Annotated in this window: 14 protein-coding genes; 8 read left to right on the forward strand and 6 right to left on the reverse strand. The window is 40.0% G+C overall.

The features are described from left to right. Positions 1–66: 66 nt before the first annotated feature. The 3 genes from ACT8YW_RS00410 to ACT8YW_RS00420 all read right to left on the reverse strand — a co-directional run bounded on the left by ACT8YW_RS00410 (position 67) and on the right by ACT8YW_RS00420 (position 3022). Complete coding sequence (locus ACT8YW_RS00410) at positions 67–912, reverse strand: hypothetical protein (RefSeq protein ID WP_444103629.1); 846 nt, start codon at positions 910–912, stop codon at positions 67–69. Between the two features lie 77 nt (positions 913–989). Further along, on the reverse strand, positions 990–2177 hold the full coding sequence (gene uxuA, locus ACT8YW_RS00415; protein WP_444103630.1) for a mannonate dehydratase: 1188 nt from the start codon (positions 2175–2177) through the stop codon (positions 990–992). A 29-nt stretch (positions 2178–2206) separates the two neighbouring features. Next, positions 2207–3022, reverse strand: coding sequence for an SDR family oxidoreductase (locus ACT8YW_RS00420; protein ID WP_444103631.1), 816 nt, complete (start codon positions 3020–3022; stop codon positions 2207–2209). Positions 3023–3142: 120 nt separating this feature from the next. Here ACT8YW_RS00420 and ACT8YW_RS00425 point away from each other — a divergent pair, with 120 nt between their 5' ends. Both ACT8YW_RS00425 and ACT8YW_RS00430 read left to right on the forward strand, forming a co-directional pair. Further along, complete coding sequence (locus tag ACT8YW_RS00425; RefSeq protein WP_444103632.1) at positions 3143–4024, forward strand: AraC family transcriptional regulator; 882 nt, start codon at positions 3143–3145, stop codon at positions 4022–4024. A gap of 70 nt (positions 4025–4094) precedes the next feature. Then, a complete protein-coding gene (locus tag ACT8YW_RS00430; RefSeq protein ID WP_444103633.1) occupies positions 4095–6062 on the forward strand; it encodes a glycoside hydrolase family 97 catalytic domain-containing protein in 1968 nt (655 codons plus the stop codon). 100 nt (positions 6063–6162) lie between these two features. Here ACT8YW_RS00430 and ACT8YW_RS00435 read toward each other — a convergent pair whose 3' ends face one another. The 3 genes from ACT8YW_RS00435 to ACT8YW_RS00445 all read right to left on the reverse strand — a co-directional run bounded on the left by ACT8YW_RS00435 (position 6163) and on the right by ACT8YW_RS00445 (position 8469). Further along, positions 6163–7005 carry an aldo/keto reductase gene (locus tag ACT8YW_RS00435; RefSeq protein WP_444103634.1) on the reverse strand — a complete coding sequence of 281 codons (843 nt, stop codon included), beginning with the start codon at positions 7003–7005 and terminating at the stop codon, positions 6163–6165. 320 nt (positions 7006–7325) lie between these two features. Beyond that, positions 7326–7709, reverse strand: coding sequence for a DUF3037 domain-containing protein (locus tag ACT8YW_RS00440; protein ID WP_444103635.1), 384 nt, complete (start codon positions 7707–7709; stop codon positions 7326–7328). Beyond that, positions 7687–8469 carry a HipA family kinase gene (locus ACT8YW_RS00445; protein ID WP_444103636.1) on the reverse strand — a complete coding sequence of 261 codons (783 nt, stop codon included), beginning with the start codon at positions 8467–8469 and terminating at the stop codon, positions 7687–7689. Before ACT8YW_RS00445 ends, ACT8YW_RS00440 begins: the two co-directional genes overlap by 23 nt. Positions 8470–8622: 153 nt before the next feature. Here ACT8YW_RS00445 and ACT8YW_RS00450 point away from each other — a divergent pair, with 153 nt between their 5' ends. From ACT8YW_RS00450 to ACT8YW_RS00475, 6 genes are all read left to right on the forward strand, one after another. Further along, positions 8623–10245 carry a hypothetical protein gene (locus tag ACT8YW_RS00450; protein WP_444103637.1) on the forward strand — a complete coding sequence of 541 codons (1623 nt, stop codon included), beginning with the start codon at positions 8623–8625 and terminating at the stop codon, positions 10243–10245. Positions 10246–10323: 78 nt separating this feature from the next. Next, positions 10324–12246, forward strand: coding sequence for a glycoside hydrolase family 127 protein (locus ACT8YW_RS00455; RefSeq protein ID WP_444103638.1), 1923 nt, complete (start codon positions 10324–10326; stop codon positions 12244–12246). A 120-nt stretch (positions 12247–12366) separates the two neighbouring features. Next, positions 12367–14280, forward strand: a complete 1914-nt coding sequence (locus ACT8YW_RS00460; protein ID WP_444103639.1) for an alpha/beta fold hydrolase — start codon at positions 12367–12369, stop codon at positions 14278–14280. 44 nt (positions 14281–14324) lie between these two features. Continuing rightward, positions 14325–16598, forward strand: a complete 2274-nt coding sequence (locus ACT8YW_RS00465; protein ID WP_444103640.1) for a heparinase II/III domain-containing protein — start codon at positions 14325–14327, stop codon at positions 16596–16598. Between the two features lie 126 nt (positions 16599–16724). Continuing rightward, a complete protein-coding gene (locus tag ACT8YW_RS00470) occupies positions 16725–19499 on the forward strand; it encodes a ligand-binding sensor domain-containing protein (protein WP_444103641.1) in 2775 nt (924 codons plus the stop codon). Between the two features lie 231 nt (positions 19500–19730). Then, entirely contained in the window at positions 19731–20246 is a 516-nt protein-coding gene (locus ACT8YW_RS00475; RefSeq protein ID WP_444103642.1) for a sigma-70 family RNA polymerase sigma factor, read from the forward strand. Positions 20247–20289: the final 43 nt, after the last annotated feature.

Below are 20289 nucleotides of genomic sequence, written 5' to 3' on the forward strand. Positions count from 1 at the left end.
AAGATGCGACAAAAAACAGTTATTCGTGCTTTTTGCCGCATCTATTTTATAGAAAGAGGAATAAACCTATCGTAACGGAGTGAATGAACCTATATAAATACGTTCTATTTTCAGGGAAGTGGTATTCGTTCCGAATAACCCTGTCACTTCTGATTTATAATCTTCCGTCACATCTTCCACTAACCAATAAGGAATTGGACCAAGTTCTCGTGTGGTGATACTCTTTGAAGTATCGGGACGTTCGGGAAGTTTAAATTTGCAGTCATACTCTTTACCATTGATTGTAATTTGGAATGTAGTGCCTGACTCTGATGTGGAGCGGGAGAAGCTTCCTTCTATTTTCGGAGTATTATCTTTACTAGTAACAATTGTCACTTTGCCACTACTTTTTTGGTCATAAGAGAAAGCTATTCCTCCTGTAGCTTGTATACCCGCTTCCTCCTTTATCTTTTTTATGACCGCTTCTAGTTTTTCTTTTTGTTGTTCATCCAACAGACTTTCATCTATTCCTGTGATTTTTGCTTCCACAGAATTCACTGAAAAAGATTGTTTGCCGTTGACGACCTTTAGCCCTATTTTTATGATTCTTCCATCAGCGTCTTTTACCATCAATGACGTGCTGCCCAGTTTTATAGAGCTGATTTGAATATCATTGTTTTCATCCACATAAGCTGTAGCAATTTGCCCATCGGCTATTTCTGCTGTATAAGGAGCTACGCCACCCTTAATTCCCAACTTTGTTCCTCCCGTGATTGACAAACTGGTTTCACTAATGGGAGGTTCCGGGTCGAGCATTACTTCCCAGTATTCATATAGGTAAAAAACGTCAGCTTCGTCGCTGCATGAATAAAATACAGGAAGGGAGCATAATAGAATAAATAGTAGACAGAGCTTCGTCATTTTTGCTTTCATGATATTCTTCTTTTTTATTTCTTCACAAAAGTAAAGCTCCTTTCCTGTATTTCAAAGTATATTGATGAAAAATAAGATTAAAACTCTATCTTATGTTGTTTCTCATCATCCACCACAGCCATCATTCCTTCTACCTGTGCTAAAGCCAGCATACGTCCGTGGAAAGAATAACCGGCATTGTAGCCTTTATCTTCATCTCCGAGCATCATTCGTCCATGATCTACGCGCATGGGAAGTCCCGGATTCTCATTTTCAAAAATACGAATGAGATCAATCAGATGTCCTCTTCCTGATAGATGAGAACTTTCGATGAAGTTTCCACCCGGCATGGCCTCTGTACTGCGTAGATGAACGAAATGGGTTCTTCCTGCAAACTTCTTCGCCAATTCACGAGTGTCATTATGTGCGCCTGCACTAAGAGAGCCTGCACAGAAAGTCAGCCCATTATGCGGATTGTCTACGGCATTCAGGAACCAGGCTATATCTTCTTCATTGGTGACAATACGGGGTAGGCCGAGAACCTGGAATGGAGGATCATCCGGGTGTACACACATATTGATACCATATTCATCGCATACAGGCATAATTGCAGAAAGGAAGTAACACATATTCTCTCGTAAAGCATCCCGGTCTATGTCTTTATATAAACCTAACAGACGTTTGAATATAGCAACCGGGTTTTTATCTCCTTCTTTGATATTACCGTTCACAAATCCTTGTGTCTTGACGATAATAGTATCAATCAAATTGTCCTTTTCGGTATCTGTAATCACTTTGTCCAGTTCGGCAACTTTATGCAGTTCTTCTTCTGTATAGTCTTTTTCAGCTCCTTCACGTTCCAGTATTTTGATGTCGAAGTAAGCGAAACGAATACGGTCGTAGTAAAGCGAACTGGTACCGTCCGGCCAAGGGTACTGTAAATCCGTACGTATCCAGTCGATTACCGGCATGAAGTTGTAACAGACTGTTTTCACTCCGCATTTACCCAGGTTGGCAAGACTTACTTTATAATTTTCAATCAACTGTTCACGTTCCGTACCCGCATACTTGATTGCCTCACAAACCGGAAGGCTTTCCACGACCGACCAGCGCAACCCATACGATTCAATATACGATTTTAAATCGTTGATGGATTCTACTGTCCAAATCTCTCCGTTTGGTACCTCGTGTAATGCAGTGACGATTCCTTCAACACCTATCTGACGGAGCATTGGCAAGGTGATTTTATCTTTCTTGCCGAACCATCTCCATGTTTTTTCCATCATAGCGTTTGAATAAATTAAAAGATTAAATATTAAACGCCGCTGAATGCACTGAAACCACCATCGATAGGCAACATAGCTCCCGTTATGAAACTAGCGGCTTCACTGCACAGAAATTGTACAGCACCATTCAATTCTTTGATGTTACCGAAACGATTCATCGGAGTTTTGGCTAACACCTTTTTACTTCTGTCGGTCAATGAACCATCCGGGTTGATTAGTACACGACGGTTTTGGTCACCGATAAAGAATCCCGGAGCGATAGCATTTATACGGATACCATCACCGTATTTTAGTGCCATTTCGCTTGCCAGCCATTGGGTGAAGTTGGCTACTGCAGTTTTTGCAGCCGAATATCCCGGTACACGGGTGATAGCGCTATAAGCAGCCATAGAAGATACATTGATGATGCATCCTTTCTTCTGTTTTGCCATTACCTTACCGAATATCATAGACGGATAAACCGTACCGTTCATATTCAGGTTAGTCACTTTTTCCCAGCAGGAGATGTCCATATCATAGAAGTGCTGATCCGGTTCGAGAGTGGCTCCCGGCATATTGCCACCGGCAATGTTCAATAGAATATCGATCTTTCCCCATTTGGCTACGACTTCTTCGGCTACTTTCTCCAGGCTGGCGATGTCAAGTACATTACCGATGATGCCGATTACATCGTTACCATATTGCTTAAGTTCAGCCACACGGTTGTCCAGTTGCTCCTGACGAATGTCAATAGCTACAACTTTTGCTCCCTGCTGTATAAAGTGTTGGGCAATATTTCCGCCCAGTACACCACCTGCTCCGGTAATAACAGCAACTTTACCGGCAATACTAAATAATTCGTTCATGGTTTCTATCAAATGTTTTTATGAATGGATGCAAAAATAGCGGGTTTTTATACATGCTATGATGCGTATTTTTGCAAGATATTTACCTATCTTTGCAAAAGCAGTTTAGAAAGGAGATTTATGAAGAAGATAATGAATGAGAAGTTGACTATTACGACTTCCAATCCCGTCCGTGCCCGCTTTTATGAATATCCGCGTTTCACGTATCCGTGGCATTTTCATAGTGAGTATGAAATTATTTATGTGGAGCAGGGAGAGGGGGATTGTCTGGTGGGTGACAGCATTATCTCCTATTCAAAAGGTGATTTGATTCTTTTCGGTTCCGAACTGCCTCATAGTATGCAAAGCCCGCCGGACGACGGGGAAGAATCTGATAACGAAGAAAAATCTGAACCGAAAGTAAGAGGAGTCAATATTCAGTTTGAGAAAGATTTTATGCATTATTCAATTTCTCAATACTCCCAGTTTATTCCTATCAGGAATTTATTGGAGGATGCTTGCAGAGGAATCAAATTCACAATTACCCGTTCGGGGAAAATCATTAAGTTATTGAAACAGATTCCTTCTGCTAAAGGAGCAGATCAAATTATCCTGTTGCTTTCACTTCTACAGATGATGGCTATCAGCAATCATAAGAAATATCTGACTACTTCTCATTATACTCCGTCCCCTTCGATTATGCGTAATGAAAGAATGGAAAAGGTGATTGCCTATTTGAATAAACATTATACCGAGTCCATCGGTCTGGATGAAATTGCTTCTTATACAGCGATGAACCCTGCCGCTTTCTGCCGATACTTTAAAGAAAACACAGGAAAGACATTTAAAGAGTATGTACTTGATATGCGTATCGGATATGCTTGTAAACTATTGAATAGTAGTATGATGAATATATCTCAAATCAGTGCTACTTGCGGATTTGAATCACCTGTACATTTTAACCGCATCTTTAAAAGGGTGACAGGAATGACACCGACTTTATATAGAGAGCAGATGGAATGAGCTTTTCAGGCAATAAACATTTGAGTATAATTTCTTTCTCGTTCGTATATAATAGGAAAGATGAATAAACATGAACGTAAATAGAATGAAGAAAAGAATTCTGCTTTTGTTGTTGGTGATACCAGCATTGGTAAAAGCGCAAGATGTGATGACAGAAACTCGTCAGGAACTGACGTCTCCTGATGGAGCTTATCGTTTTACCTTTTATCAACGTGCGGTGAGAGAGGATAATGCACAAATGTATTATACCTTGACTTATAAAAATCGTCCGGTGATTGAAGAAAGTAAACTGGGGGTTCTGATTGAAAATCAGTTGTTTGAATCGGCGTTGGGAGTTCCGAATGATACTTGTCATTTTTGGTGTGAAAATCTGAAGTTGACAGGGACTGAACAACGAAAGGCGGATGAAACATGGAAGCCCGTATACGGCGAACGCGCGGAGGTTCGTGATTGCTACAATGAGATGACTTTGAAATTCAAGAAGGGAGAAGGGAATGGCAATCAGGACGGTGGTTATGATAAGCGTAAGAATTACTTTATGAACATTATTGTTCGTGCCTATAATGAAGGAATTGCTTTTCGCTATCATTTTCCGGAAACGACAAATGGACTTTTCTTACATATCGTCGGTGAGCAGACTAGCTTCACAATGCCTGAAGGAACGATGGCATATTACGAACGTTGGGCACAAGGACCTTGTGTACTTCGTCCGTTGGAAGGATGGGGCAAAGAGGAGAGTGAGCGTCCTTTGACCTTGAAACTGCCTGATGGATTATCTGTAGCTTTGTTGGAAGCGGAAATGGTGGATTATGTTCGTGGTAAATTCCGTTTATCGGCAGAGAAACCTTCCACTTTGGAGACAAGCCTGTATAGTAGCGTCGATATTATATCTCCTTACAGCACTCCGTGGCGTGTAATCATGGCTGCCGAACGTCCGGTTGATTTAATTAATAATAATGATATTGTCTTGAATCTGAATCCGGCTTGTAAGCTGGCTGATACTTCTTGGATCAAACCCGGGAAGGTATTCCGTTCGGGCGACTTGAAATATGATAGAGTAAAAGCAGCCATTGACTTTGCGACAGAACGTGGTATTCAGTATGTGCACATGGATGCAGGATGGTACGGACCTGAAATGAAAATGAGTTCGGACGCTACTACTGTTTCTCCTGATAAAGACCTTGATATACCCGCTTTGTGTAAATATGCCGAATCGAAAAGAATCGGACTTATGGTGTATGTCAATCAGCGTGCATTAGTGCAGCAGTTGGATACTCTGTTGCCTTTGTATAAAAAATGGGGATTGAAAGGTATCAAGTTCGGTTTTGTACAGATAGGTAATCAACGTTGGAGTACTTGGCTGCATGATGCAGTTCGTAAATGTGGAGAATATGGTTTGATGGTAGATATTCATGACGAATATCGTCCGACAGGTTTCAGCCGTACTTATCCTAACCTGATGACGCAGGAGGGTATTCGTGGAAATGAAGAAATGCCGGATGCCACACACAATACGACTCTTCCTTTTACCCGCTATCTGGCAGGTGCAGGAGACTATACGCTTTGCTATTTCAATAACCGGGTGAAGAATACGAAAGCACATCAGTTGGCGATGGCAGCTGTGTATTACAGTCCTTTGCAATTTATGTTTTGGTATGACAGACCGGAATTCTACCAGGGAGAAGAAGAACTGGAATTTTGGAAAGCAATTCCGAGTGTATGGGATGACAGCCGCGCGTTAGATGGAGAGATTGGTGAATATATCGTTCAGGCACGTCGTTCGGGGAATGACTGGTTTGTAGGAGCAATGACGAATACGGAAGCCCGCACAATTACATTGACTACGGATTTTCTGGAACCGGGTAAGAAGTATATGCTTCATCTGTACGAAGATGATGACAAGCTGAATACACGAACGAAAGTACGCAGTACTCATAAGAAGATAAAAGCCGGAGATAAGCTTGTTTTGAAGCTAAAAGCAAGTGGCGGAGCCGCATTGCATTTTACTCCACTGGAAAATAAATTAGCTGTTTATTGATAAATACACTATGATAAGTGTAATAATAAGAAATATCCCCTTTAATCCTGTCTTTCATTCGTTGAAAGTCATAACAAGGATTAAAGGGGATTTCATTTTCTTATTTACTATAATTAATCAACCACTTCACCATCTCCGGATCATAGTGGGAGAAAAAGAGCGTTTTAGCTGTGTCAAGCGCAGCGATAGCCGCCATATCGTCCGGTGTTAACGAAAAATCGAAAACATTGAAATTCTCAATCATACGTTCTTTATGAGTCGATTTCGGAATCACGATAATATCGCGTTGAATCAGATAACGCAGTGCGACCTGTGCCACTGATTTGCCATATTCTTTACCGATTTCCTGGAGAGTCGGATTGGTGAAGAAGTCGTTTCGTCCTTCAGCAAACGGTCCCCATGACATAATTTTAGTACCATATTCTTTCATTACTTCCTGCAACTTTATCTGTTGGTTGAAAACGTGTGTCTCTACCTGATTGATGGCAGGAGTGATTTCACAGAATTCCGCCAAGTCAACAAAACGGTCAGGATAGAAGTTGCTGACACCGATCGCACGGAGTTTACCAGCCTTATATGCTTCTTCCATAGCCCGGTAAGTTCCATAATAATCACCGAATGGCTGATGAATGAGTAGTAAGTCTATATAATCACTCTTTAATTTACGAAGTGATTCATCAATAGAAGCTTTAGCCTTTTCGTAACCGGCATTTGAAATCCATACTTTTGTAGTGATGAACAGTTCCCCACGTGGTACGCTGCATTTGCTGATTGCATTTCCAACACCTTCTTCGTTATGATAGGCTTGTGCCGTATCAATAGAACGATAACCCACACTGATTGCATCTGATACGCAACGTTCACATTCTTCAGGTGTAACCTGATAAACACCATAACCTAAAATAGGCATTTCAATGCCATTGTTCAACTTTACTTTTTCCATAATCGAGTATATTTAATTAAAGTCATATTCCACTGATTGCATGATCCTTATTCTCTGTATGCAAAGTTAGTTTGTAGAAACTAATCTGTTCTTATATAGATTACAGGTTTTACTACCATTTTTACGGATAGCTCTATCTTTGGAATTAAGTCTTTAATATATAGTCTTTTGAGGAGTATTTTGTTCTCCATATTCATATTATATGGAGTTAAATCAATTAAAAGAATCATTATGAATAATATTCTCTTGTTGCTTTGTTGGCATCTATTGATGCAAATGTATCACTACTCACTCATTGAGTGGAAAGGTTATTCAAGGAATTAAAGAACCAATTCCTTGAATAACCTTTCTAAAGTATTATCTAAATCTGAAGAGAATCCCGGATGAGGACGGGACACTTGAATACAGGAGCTTTTTACCGCAGTCAGCCACCGGAAGCGGTCCGGAATATCCATATTGGCAATAACTCCTCCTTCTTTATTTCCCTGACAAATCTTGTCGAAGACTTTCAGACCTTCTATCAGACAGTTGATGTCCAATTCAGAAGAAAACAGTTTCAGTTTGTTTTCATCTATTGTATAAAGAGATTTGAGATATTTGCATCGTTTGGAAAACAGTACAATACCCACATTGATAAATTCCTCACGTTCTACTTTAGGAACGAAACGGATAACTGCGTATTCATATAAGTGCCTTTCTTGCATGTTGCGCTTCATTTACAAATATTTCGGAATGCTTGATCCTTTCTTCTAAAAATTGAATATAAACATCTCTCAAGTCTTGCGGAGTTTCCTGTCCTTCCGTCCAGTTCAGCCAGTCGTCGGGGACGGCATTGACTATCTCCCGTATCTTGTCATCGGTAAGTAGTTGCCTGAATGCTGCGTCTACTTCTTCCAGCTGATCGGCAAATGGTAAAAGTACATGATCTTTTATTTGTACGAACGGACTAAGTGCGTGTTTCTGCCAATTCGTCCACGAATGATGGAAATAAAGGGAAGCTCCATGATCGATTAACCACAATTCTTTATGCCACATCAGCATATTCGTATTCTTGATTGTACGGTCTACATTGGTTAATAATGCATCCAGCCATACAATTTGCGAAGCAGTTTTATCGTCCACCTTATGCACAACAGGATCGAACGTCAATGAACCGGACAGGAAATGCAGACCCATGTTCAGCCCACGGCTCCATTGCAGTAAATCCTGTATTTCTTCGTCCGCTTCCGTCCGTCCGAAAGCCTCATCCAGATTTAAAAATATAATCTCCGGTACTCTGAATCCCAGTGTACGGGCTATTTCTCCCCCTATCAATTCGGCAATAAGGGCTTTAGTCCCATGTCCTGCTCCTCTGAATTTTACGACATATTTGAATTCATCATCCGCTTCAGCCAAAGCCGGCAATGATCCTCCTTCCCGCAAGGGAAGAATATATCTTGTTACATTTGCTGTACGTAAATCCATATCACTCCTTTCTTAAATTGAGAATAAAGATACAACGTTTTTATGGAATAGTCAGTGAAAGGCTTTCTATAATAATAGTTTTTTTGTATTTTTCGGTTGAGTATACTTTCTTCCTGCTACGTATTATATAAAACAATGATAAATGAATTAAACATGAAACTACTTCGATTTTGGGTGTTTGGAATAATGTCCGTTATTCTGTTACCCAGCAATATGGCAGCCGAATGGCAATGGTCTGTACAGCTGCCAGGTATTATTTCCAACGAAACGAACGATCATCCGCGAGCATTCTTGTGGATACCTTCTGATTGTATGCAAGTGAAAGCTGTGATAGTAGGCAATCATAATATGACAGAGGAGACTTTGTTTGAAAATCCTCTATTTCGTGAAAGATTATCAGAAACGGGTATAGCACTGATATGGATTACCCCCGGATGGGATCAAAGATGGGATATAACTACCGGATGTCAGGAAGCCTTTGAAAAGATGATGGAGGATTTTGCGAATGTCAGTGGCTATAATGAATTGAAATATGCGCCTATTGTCCCTTTAGGACATTCGGCAATGGCTACTTACCCGTGGAACTTCGCAGCCTGGAATCCGGATCGTACTTTAGCTATCATTTCTTTGCATGGAGATGCGCCGCGTACCAATCTGACAGGTTATGGTCGCGATAATATGGAGTGGGGAAAACGTACAATCGACGGTATTCCGGGATTAATGATTGAAGGCGAATACGAATGGTGGGAAGATCGTGTAAATCCGGCTCTGGCTTTTCGTATGATGTATCCTGGAAGTTGTGTCTCTTTTCTTTGCGACGCAGGTCGAGGACATTTTGATATAGCAGATCGTACGGCTGAATATATTGCTTTGTTTTTAAAGAAAGCACTGGAATATTGTATGCCTGAAACGTATGATTTAAATAAGCTTGTGGTTTTAAAAAAGCTGAATCCACAGAATGGATGGCTCGCCGAACGTTGGCACCCTAATCAAAAGAAGCGTGCTAAAGCTGCTCCTTATAAGCAATATAAAGGAGACCCGCATGATGCATTTTGGTATTTTGATAAAGAGATGGCAGAAATGACGGAAGACCGTTACCGTCAGGAAAGGGGAAAGAAAACTCAATATCTGGGATTTGTACAAGAAGGGCAATTACTCACATATAATCCCAAATCCCATGTGAAAGTTGCCGCCCGCTTCCTGCCGGAAAAAGATGGACTGACTTTTCACTTGAAAGCTGTATATACGGATAGCTTGCATACTGCAATTTCTGACGAACATTCGTCAACTCATCCGGAAATAACACGTATTTGTGGTCCGGTACAAAAAGTGAATGATACAACTTTTACCGTTTGTTTTTACCGTATGGGGATGTATAATAAGCGTCGTACAGGAGATATTTGTCTGTTAGCAAGCAATGATGGTGACGGTCGATATAAAAGTACTGTTCAAGAACTTAGTTTTCGGATTCCATACCGTAATACGGAAGGTAAACGCCAGCATATTCTTTTCCCGGGTATTGAGGATGTGAAAAAGGGGGTAGAGGAAATTACACTTCAGGCAACTTCCGATTGTGGACTGCCTGTATCTTATTATGTAAAAGAGGGGCCGGCAGAGATAGAAGGAAATAAACTGATATTTACTCAAATTCCTCCGTGCAGCAAATTTCCGCTGAAAGTGACTGTGGTGGCTTGGCAATATGGTTTGGCTGGAAAAGTGCAGACAGCCGAACCGGTGGAACGAAGTTTTTTCATAGTCAAAGTGTTACGCCCTTAAATTAGAATTTGTATTTTTGTATTGAGTGTTAAGCAAAGCTTATTCGTATCCTATAAATAAAGGATATAAAAAATGATTATGAATAAGAAATCTTTAGTTGCAATCGCATTATTGGCAGTATCGGCTATATCGTCGGCTCAATCTGTGTATCCCGGTCAGCATCGGGGGAAAATGAAAAAAGAGACAGTAGCTCCTGTACGGGTACAAAGTTTTGATTTGAAAGATGTTCGGTTACTTCCGAGCCGTTTTCGTGATAATATGTTGCGGGATTCTGCATGGATGACTTCCATTGATGTGAATCGTTTGCTGCATAGCTTCCGTACAAATGCCGGAGTCTTTGCAGGTCGTGAAGGTGGTTATATGACGGTGAAGAAACTCGGTGGCTGGGAATCCTTGGATTGTGAACTTCGCGGACATACTACCGGACATCTGCTTTCAGCTTACGCACTGATGTATGCCGCTACCGGAAGTGAGATTTTCAAACTTAAAGGTGATAGTCTTGTTAGTGGGTTGACTGAAGTGCAGAATGCACTCAAAGGCGGATATCTAAGCGCATATCCCGAAGAATTGATAAACCGCAATATTCAGGGAAAAAGTGTTTGGGCACCTTGGTATACTTTACATAAACTTTATTCCGGTCTGATAGACCAATACCTGTATGCAGATAATCAACAGGCTTTGAAAGTAGTGACCAAAATGGGTGACTGGGCTTATAACAAACTAAAGCCTCTTAGCGAAGAAACTCGCAGGCTTATGATACGTAATGAGTTTGGAGGCATTAATGAATCATTTTATAATTTGTATGCTATCACAGGAGATGAACGTTATCGTTGGTTAGCGGAATATTTCTATCATAATGACGTGATTGACCCATTGAAAGAACTTCGGGATGATTTGGGAACCAAACACACCAATACCTTTATTCCAAAAGTTATTGCAGAAGCGCGTAATTATGAGTTGACAGAGAATGAGACCAGCAAAAAACTTTCCGAGTTTTTCTGGCATACCATGATTGACCACCATACTTTTGCTCCGGGATGTAGTAGTGATAAAGAGCATTTTTTCGACCCTAAGAAATTCTCTAAACACTTGACCGGCTATACTGGAGAAACTTGCTGCACTTATAATATGTTGAAGCTTAGTCGTCATCTTTTCTGTTGGACGGGCGATTCATCTATTGCCGATTATTATGAAAGGGCACTATATAATCATATTCTGGGACAGCAAGATCCGGAAACAGGAATGGTCACTTATTTTTTACCCTTACTTTCGGGCTCACATAAACTGTATAGTACAAAAGAGAATTCTTTCTGGTGTTGTGTCGGCAGCGGATTCGAAAATCATGCCAAATATGGAGAAGCTATCTACTACCACAACAATCTGGGAATCTACGTAAATCTGTTTATTCCTTCCCAAGTCACTTGGGAAGAAAAAGGGTTAACCCTCCTCCAGGAAACGGAATTTCCGAAAGAGGAAACGACCCGGTTTACTATTCGTGCCGAGAAACCGGTTCGCACTACTGTTTATCTAAGATATCCTTCATGGAGTAAAAAAGCGGAAGTTCTTGTGAACGGTAAAAAAGTAATAGTAAAACAAAAGCCGGGTTCTTACATCGCTATCACCCGTGACTGGAAAGATAATGACCGTATCTCGGCTACTTACCCGATGCAGATCGAGTTGGAAGCCACTCCCGATAATCCGAATAAAGTGGCTTTACTGTATGGCCCGTTAGTGCTTGCTGGAGAACGGGGTACGGAAGGTATGCAGGCTCCTGCACCTTTTTCTAATCCTGCTCTTTATAATGATTATTATACTTATAATTTCCATGTACCTGCCGATTTGCGTACCTCTTTGAAAGTAGATATGAAACATCCGGAACGTACTTTGAAGCGTACAGGAAAAGATCTGAAATTTACAACAGAACAAGGAGATGTGATTCGTCCGCTTTATGATTTGCATCATCAGCGTTATGTGGTATATTGGGATTTGCAGTCGAAATAGAAAATTTTAGGCACAGATTGCATGGATTACGTGGTTTTATAATTATAATTTCATTAAGCAACAGCGTAATCTGCGTAATCCGTGCCTAATAAGAAGTTATTACTTAAATAGATAAAGAAGATGAAGGGGAGATTATTAATAGTAATTATTATAAGTATTTGTTTTATTGCAGGTTCCTGCAATGTATCATCCGTACAGGGGAGTCGTTATAACTTCTCTTCATTGGACTCTGTCATTCAAGGATGGGTTAGTAAAGGATATTATCCCGGAGCTTCCATCTGTGTAGTGAAGAATGATTCTATCATTTTTCAAAAAGACTATGGTAACTATACTCCTGATACGAAAGTATATGTAGCCTCTGCCGGAAAATGGGTGGCGGCGGCTGTAATCGGAGCAGTAGTAGACCGTACTGATTTGGGTTGGGATGATCCTGTGGAGAAGTGGTTGCCGGAATTTAAAGGAGATGCCAAAGGTAAAATCCTTTTGCGACAGTTACTATCTCATACTTCCGGAGTGCGTCCTTATCTTCCTGAACCTCGTATAGATAATTACAATCGTCTGGATTCTGCCATTATTGAGATACTGCCGTTGGATACGATATTTACTCCGGGAAGTCGTTTTCAATATGGGGGACTTGCCATGCAGATTGCCGGAAGAATGGCGGAAGTGGCAATGGGGAAAGAGTTTGAAACCCTCTTTCAAGAGCTATTGGCGCAACCATTGGAAATGAAGAATTCTCATTTTACTCCGATAAACACCGATGGCGGACATGCCCCGATGTTGGGTGGTGGTCTGTGTACTACGTTGAATGATTATATTCATTTCTTGTCTATGATTTATCACGGAGGAATGTATGAAGATAAACGGATATTGACAGCGGAGACAGTAAAGGAGATGCAGGCGGATCAAGTGAAAAACGCTGTTGTTTCTCCTGGAGAATATACGGAAAGAGCATTGGGGCAGTCTCATAATGGAATTTACGGATTGGGTGAGTGGCGTGAATTGGTCGATAGAAAGACAGGAGAGGCTTATCAAATCAGTTCTCCGGGGTGGGCTGGTGCTTATCCGTGGATCAATAAACGGGAGAATGTTTATGGTTTCTTTATCACCCATGTAGTGGGTTCCTCCAGTAAAAAAGATGGCTTTTCCTCTTTTTATGGTAGTCCTGTAATTTCGAGAACTGTTTCAGAGATTGTAAAGGGACACCCGTTGGCTGTGAAACAAGGCCGTGTTGAAGTGGGCAACGGTTCCCTTTACTATGAGGAAGCCGGCACAGGTGACCCTGTCATCTTTGTTCATGGTCATTCTTTGGATCATCGTATGTGGGATGAACAATTTTCTGTATTGGCAAAAAAATATCGTGTAATCCGCTATGATTTGAGAGGATATGGCATTTCGTCCTCACAAACGGAAGACTATCAATTCACACACACTGAAGATTTAGTTACTTTGATGGATTCGTTACACATCAAGAAAGCACATATCGTCGGACTTTCTTTAGGTGGTTTTATTACTGCTGATATGTTGGCGTACTTCCCGGATCGGATGTTATCTGCTTTTTTAGCCAGTGGGAATATAAGAAAGTCGAAAGGTCCGAGTGAACCTATGACTCCGGAAGAAGCAAAAGTACGTGATAAGGAGATTGCAGCTTTAAAAGAGAAAGGGGTAGATGTGATGAAGAAAGAATGGTTTGAAGGATTAATGAAGTCTGGAGGAAGTCAGCGGGAACGGATGCGTCAGCCTTTATGGCAAATGATCGACGAATGGGATGCATGGCAACCTTTACACAAAGAAGTACGGGTGGTAGCTGGTTTAGATGCTATCGAGAAGTTGAAAAAGAATCATCCCGATGTACCTGCTTTAATTGTTGAAGGTCATTCTTCCGACAACCGATTCTCAAAAGAACCTCCTATTTTACAATATCTTCCTAATGGAAAATTGAAAGTAATTGACGATTGCGGACACATGCTGAATATGGAACGCCCGGAAGAATTTAATGCAGCATTGGAAGAATTTTTGAAAAGCGTTCAATAAAGAATAATATTGTAACTGATTATATATAGAATAGACTAAGTATCATGAAACAAACTATTATTGCCGTTATCTGTTTTTTGTGCGTTCCCTCGTTATACATACAAGCACAAAAAATAAATCATCCTTCATTACTGTATACTCCACAACGCATACAACAAGTGAAACAGCGTATGCAGCATGAACCTGAATTGCAGGAAGCATGGGGAGATATTAAGAGAACAGCAGATGAAGCTTTGCAAGAGAAAGATTTTAATCGATTGGACTATTTGTCGTTAGCTTATTTGATGACTGATAATAAGGAGTATGCAGACGCAATCAAAGAAATCCTCCTGAAAGCTGTGGAAGCCGAATCATGGGGAGATGTGGAAATGATGGCGCGTATTCCTGCATGGCGTTCACAACTCGGTATGGCTCATAAGAGTTTTCTTTCCGCAGTGGGGTATGATGCTGCATACAATGTCATGTCTTCTTCAGAAAGAAAAAAGATTGCCGAAGGATTGAAACGGTTGGCTGTGGAACCAGCATTGGGAGACTGGTTGCTGGAACCGACCCGTATTCACTCATTGAATTCGATGGGGCATAATTGGTGGACCTCCTGTGTCTGTCAGGGTGGAATATTGGCTTTGAGTCTTCAAAATGAACTTCCCGAAGTAAAAGATTGGGTGGAGCAACTTCACGAATCACTGCCCGAATGGTTTGATTTTGCCGGTGATGTATTGCAACAGAAAGCAAAGAGTTTTGATGAGGCCGGCGGCATGTATGAAAGTCTGAATTATGCTAACTTCGGTATTCAGGAAGCTTTGTTGTTCCGTATCGCATGGATAAATACGCATCCGGGACAAAGTGCGGGTGATATTCCCCAGTTATCAAAACTTCCTAATTACTTTTCACAAGTATGTTACCCGCGTACCGGCATACTTCACAGTCTTAATTTCGGAGATAGTCACCAGAATATAACGGCAGAATCCAGTCTGATGTTACTGTATGCATTGGGAATTAAAGATTCCAATATTCTATGGTATATCAGTCAGGTAGAGCAAGGACAACATCGTGATGGATACTTCCTCAATCGTCCGATGGGCTTTCTGTATACCCCTGATTTGAGCAAGGCTCCGTCTATCCCTCAATTGCCGACTTCCCAATTATTTGCCGATTTTGGTTGGGCGACGATGCGTGATTCGTGGGAAAAGGATGCTACTATGTTGGCAGTTAAAAGTGGTCACACATGGAATCACTCTCATGCGGATGCCAATTCTTTCATTGTGTTTCATAAAGGAGTTGATATTATTAAAGATGGAGGACATTGCTGGTATCCTAATCCTAATTATCGTAATTACTTCTTCCAAAGTCAGGCGCACAATGTGGTTTTGTTTAATGGAGAGGGGCAACCTCGTGAGCAGCAGTACAGTGGCTCTACTTTGAGAGGATATTTGCATCATCTTTTGGATGCGGGAAATGTGAAATACGTTCTGGCTAATGGAACAGGTCCTGTGTCTAATAATTTCAGTCGTAATTTCCGCCATTTCCTTTGGATGGATAATGTGATTTATATGATTGATGATTTGAAGACACATAAAGTAGGGCAATTTGAATGGCTTTGGCATACGAATGGAACGTATAAAAAGTCCGGGATTGATGTAAATGTGACAAATGGCAAATCTTCAGTAGTGATTCGTCCACTTTATCCACGGTTACTAGCCAAGTCTAATTTTGTACATGACTACCCGGAAGATTTATATTGGGAAGAAATACAGGCGCCAACCGAAGACTTGAAAGGCACTGAAACCTATTATTCATTTCATTTGCCGGCAGAAGTCAATCGTGTAAAAGGGATGACAGCTATTATTTTAAAGGAGACTCCTGATGAGAAAGACTTGCCGCAAATGGAACGGAGGGAAGGACAAGACTGGATTGGGCTTCGTATCCGTCATAAAGGGAAAGTGACCGATCTTTATATTAATCAATTGGCAGATGGCAGGCTAATGCATAGCAACTCGTGGATTATGCCGGATGGTTGGATGACAGATGCTTATATGTTTGCTGTCTCTTATCCCGAAGGTACGGAAGCAGCTGATGCAAAAGATTTCTTTATCTGTCATGGCAGTGCATTGAGACGCGACAAGGAGACTTATTTTTCTTCTCTTTCCAAATTATTTGTTATTCAGAAAGAGGAAGGTAAAAAGCTGAATCTTTGGATAGATGGACAGCCGAAGATAAATACCACCTTTAGAAGCGCAAAGAAGCCTGTGTCTGTAGAAGTGAATGATAAGAAAATCCCGGTAGTTTATCAGAAATCGCAGGTGAAGGTGAAATTATAAATAAGTATATCCGGGATAGATTCTATCTTTTTAAAGAGAGTAAGTTCCTTGTTTTTTGTGCAAACCTATATAAAATCCGAGATATTTTATGTAGGTTTGCATTGTTTCGTTAAATATGAATCCTCTATGCATAATCTAATACGACATATAGTAAAGGCTTTAGTTACTCTTTGTCTGCTACTCATAAGCATGCCTATTTATCCGGTTTCTTACTCTTTTCGCAGCATTTCCGAAACAGACGGACTTTCCGACCTGATGGTCAGCTCTTTTTATAAAGATTCATTAGGTTATATCTGGATTGGCACGGCAAGTTCTGTTGAACGTTTTGACGGAGTCCATTTGAAACATTATCCTATATTAGGGAATAATGAAAAACAAAAATGGGTGAATGTAATAACAGAGACGGCTGGTAATAGGATATGGATAGGGAATGATATGGGATTGTGGACGATTAATAAGGAAACAGAAAAACTGGAATCCTTTAGTTCGGAGACTATTAATTGTGGTGTTCGTGCCCTTTTACCAACTCGGGATGGAGGATTGTATATAGGTAGTGAAAAAGGATTATTTATCTATCGAAATAATCAATTGGAGCGACTGGCAGTAAGTTCCGACATCTTATCGGCAGAAAATTTCATCGTTGCATTGAATTTGGATGAAAATGGAATTTTATGGATTCTTACCAAAGGTGGATTACATTCCCTGAATATTTCAAACCGGAAAATAACCTCTTATCCATACAAGCAGGGATTCTCCTATAGAAATATGACACGTATCGGCCAAAAGCTCTATTTAGGAACAATGGATCATGGGTTGCTATGTTTTGATAGCTCGACGGGTGAGTTTAAAGAAAATATTATTGACTTGGGTTGTAATGTTATCATGTCTCTCTCCAGTGATGAAAAGAATCTGTTGTATATAGGTACCGATGGAAATGGGGTACATTTTGTTTCTGCGAATAACATGAAGATTGTTCGTTCTTTTTGTTACGAATCGGGAAATAAACAGGCGATCCGTTCCAATTCTGTCTATGCATTATTGGTTGATAGAGAAGGAGTGATTTGGATTGGTTTTTATCAGCTAGGCTTGGATTATACACTATATCAGAGCGGGTTATTTTCTACCTATGCCTATCTTCCTTATTTTGACTCCAAAGAGATGCCTGTTCGTGCAATAGCTGTTTCGAAAGACGAGAAACTGATAGGTTCGCGCAATGGACTTTTCTATATAGACGAAAAGAAACAGCGGTTTAAAAGTTTTAAGGTTCCCGAATTACGTTCCAATATGATCTTGTGTATTTATGCTTTTGAAGGAAAGTATTACATAGGTACTTATGGTGGCGGTATATATATCCTCAATCCTTCCACGTTGACTTTATCCGATTTTGAAACAGCAGACTTAAAATCAACTCCATTCCTGAAAGGACATGTGTTTTGCATAAAATCAGATGATGAAGGAAGTTTGTGGATGGCGACATCTATGGGACTTTACTGTTATAGAGATGGAAAGCAAATCCGGCATTATACTACCGAAAATTCGAAATTACCGGGAGAAAATGTATATGATATATGTTTTGATTCCACTCGTAAAGGATGGATTTGTACAGAGAACGGTTTATGCATTTGGGATCCATCAACCAATAGTTTGAAGTCGGATATGTTTCCTGAAGGGTTTATTCATAAAGATAAAATCCGGACAGTATACGAAGATTCTAATCATGAGCTTTATTTCCTTCCGGATAAAGGTGCAATTTTTATATCTGATTTGTCGATGAATCATTTTCGGAGAATGCAGTCGGGCACTCCTTTGGATGGAAAGGATGCAATGTTTATTATAGAAGATCATGAAGGTTGGTTGTGGATTGGTACTAATTTGGGTTTATATCGTTATGATAAGAAAGATTATTTTATTCCCTATAATTTCGTAGATGGCTTGCCTAGTTCTATATTTATTACTTGTTTCCCTGTGATAGATGAAGAGGGTACGATGTGGTTCGGCAATTCGAAAGGTATGATTTATCTGACCTCGGAACAAAACGGCGGAAAAGCAAAATGGCATTATCCGGTTGCTATTACCGATGTATTAGTGAATGGAAAGCAATCGGTTTATGCTAAGATGAGTAGAGAAAATAACGTGTATAAAATAAAATTGGAAGCAGAACAGCGTAATCTGACAATCCGTTTCTCTGGGTTCACTTATTCGGAGCCTGCATATATGTCTTATAAATGTAAGATGGAAGGGATAGATAGCGACTGGCAATTATTGAGTGGACAATCTGAAATAACGTATTATGACTTATCATCCGGCAATTATCAGTTTAGAATTCATCGGGTGGATGATCCGGAGTCAGAAATTTGTCTGATGGTGACTATTGCTCCTCGTTTCAATGCTGTTATGTGGAGTGTGACTGTTTTAGTGATATTGATAATAGCTTTGGCTTATATATATTATCACCGGAGAATAAAACGAAACAACCTAATTCAATCGAAGGAAAAACAGCCGGTGATTGAGGAAAAATATAGAAAGAGCAATGTGACTGAAGAAGAATGTAGACGCTTGGCTGGCGAGCTGGAACTTCTGATGCAAAGGGATCGACTATATGTTAATCCAAATTTGAAAATAGCAGATTTGGCTGCAATATTGAATGTTTCCACTTATACATTATCCTATTTATTCAATCAATATTTGGATAAAAACTATTATGACTATTTGAATGACTATCGCATAGAAGAGTTTAAGCGTTTAGTTGATAAAGATGAATATTCTAAATATACGTTGACAGCTTTAGCCGAACTATGTGGTTTTAGTTCGCGCACCTCTTTCTTTCGCTACTTTAAAAAGGTTATTGGAATTACTCCGAATGAATATATTCGAGGTATCGGAAAGACTAATGGAGAATAGTATACCTATGTACCTTTTATTTTAAACTTTAGATTGATAAATATCTCTTTAGAGTCTCAAATAATAAATTGAGACTCTATGAAATTGTAAGTTAACTGCTTGATAATTAGGTTGTATTTAGGTTGCTTGCTCTCTGCCAATAGGACGGAATTTATCTCTTTCTTTTTGAATATCCGTTTTCATATTTACCCTCTATATTTGCCAACGTAATGATAAACAAAAATCTAAGCAATGGAAAATATAGATATGTCATCCGTACAGTTGATTACTGATTCTTATCAGAACTATCATCGTTCCGTTTACTTGTATATCTTATATAAGATAGGAAAAGATGAAGACGCGAAAGATCTGGCTCAAGATGTATTTTTACGTTTGATGGATTATAAGCAAATGTTGCGGCCGGAAACAATAAAGTACTTTATCTTCTCTATTTGTCGGAATTTGGTTACTGATTATTTGCGTCGTCATTATAAAATGCAGGAAATCACATCCTATTTTTTAGATCTGATTCCTACCTCTACCAATAATGTAGAAAGCCAGATTATAGCTAATGATATATCTGCATGTGAGCAGGAGAGAGTTCTCCGACTTCCTATGCAACGAAGGAAGATTTATGTAATGAGCCGTTTCGGTCATAAATCATCAGCAGATATTTCCGCTTGTCTCGGGTTATCTGTCCGTACAGTAGAAAACCATTTGTTTATCAGCCGGAAAGAAATCCGCGAATATATCCAACAGTGTATCTAATATTAGAATAAATAGTATAAATGTTAGTTTTAAATTTTATGTA

It is taken from the genome of Bacteroides sp. (assembly GCF_052357945.1).
GTDB lineage: Bacteria > Bacteroidota > Bacteroidia > Bacteroidales > Bacteroidaceae > Bacteroides.

Bases quoted from the DNA above. Each gene is read 5' to 3' on its own strand.
- ACT8YW_RS00410 (WP_444103629.1), bottom strand. From the start codon at position 912: ATGAAAGCAAAAATGACGAAGCTCTGTCTACTATTTATTCTATTATGC.
- ACT8YW_RS00450 (WP_444103637.1), top strand. From the start codon at position 8,623: ATGAAACTACTTCGATTTTGGGTGTTTGGAATAATGTCCGTTATTCTG.
- ACT8YW_RS00430 (WP_444103633.1), top strand. From the start codon at position 4,095: ATGAACGTAAATAGAATGAAGAAAAGAATTCTGCTTTTGTTGTTGGTG.
- ACT8YW_RS00420 (WP_444103631.1), bottom strand. From the start codon at position 3,022: ATGAACGAATTATTTAGTATTGCCGGTAAAGTTGCTGTTATTACCGGA.
- ACT8YW_RS00435 (WP_444103634.1), bottom strand. From the start codon at position 7,005: ATGGAAAAAGTAAAGTTGAACAATGGCATTGAAATGCCTATTTTAGGT.
- uxuA (WP_444103630.1), bottom strand. From the start codon at position 2,177: ATGATGGAAAAAACATGGAGATGGTTCGGCAAGAAAGATAAAATCACC.
- ACT8YW_RS00425 (WP_444103632.1), top strand. From the start codon at position 3,143: ATGAAGAAGATAATGAATGAGAAGTTGACTATTACGACTTCCAATCCC.
- ACT8YW_RS00475 (WP_444103642.1), top strand. From the start codon at position 19,731: ATGGAAAATATAGATATGTCATCCGTACAGTTGATTACTGATTCTTAT.
- ACT8YW_RS00460 (WP_444103639.1), top strand. From the start codon at position 12,367: ATGAAGGGGAGATTATTAATAGTAATTATTATAAGTATTTGTTTTATT.
- ACT8YW_RS00470 (WP_444103641.1), top strand. From the start codon at position 16,725: ATGCATAATCTAATACGACATATAGTAAAGGCTTTAGTTACTCTTTGT.
- ACT8YW_RS00465 (WP_444103640.1), top strand. From the start codon at position 14,325: ATGAAACAAACTATTATTGCCGTTATCTGTTTTTTGTGCGTTCCCTCG.
- ACT8YW_RS00445 (WP_444103636.1), bottom strand. From the start codon at position 8,469: ATGGATTTACGTACAGCAAATGTAACAAGATATATTCTTCCCTTGCGG.
- ACT8YW_RS00440 (WP_444103635.1), bottom strand. From the start codon at position 7,709: ATGCAAGAAAGGCACTTATATGAATACGCAGTTATCCGTTTCGTTCCT.
- ACT8YW_RS00455 (WP_444103638.1), top strand. From the start codon at position 10,324: ATGAATAAGAAATCTTTAGTTGCAATCGCATTATTGGCAGTATCGGCT.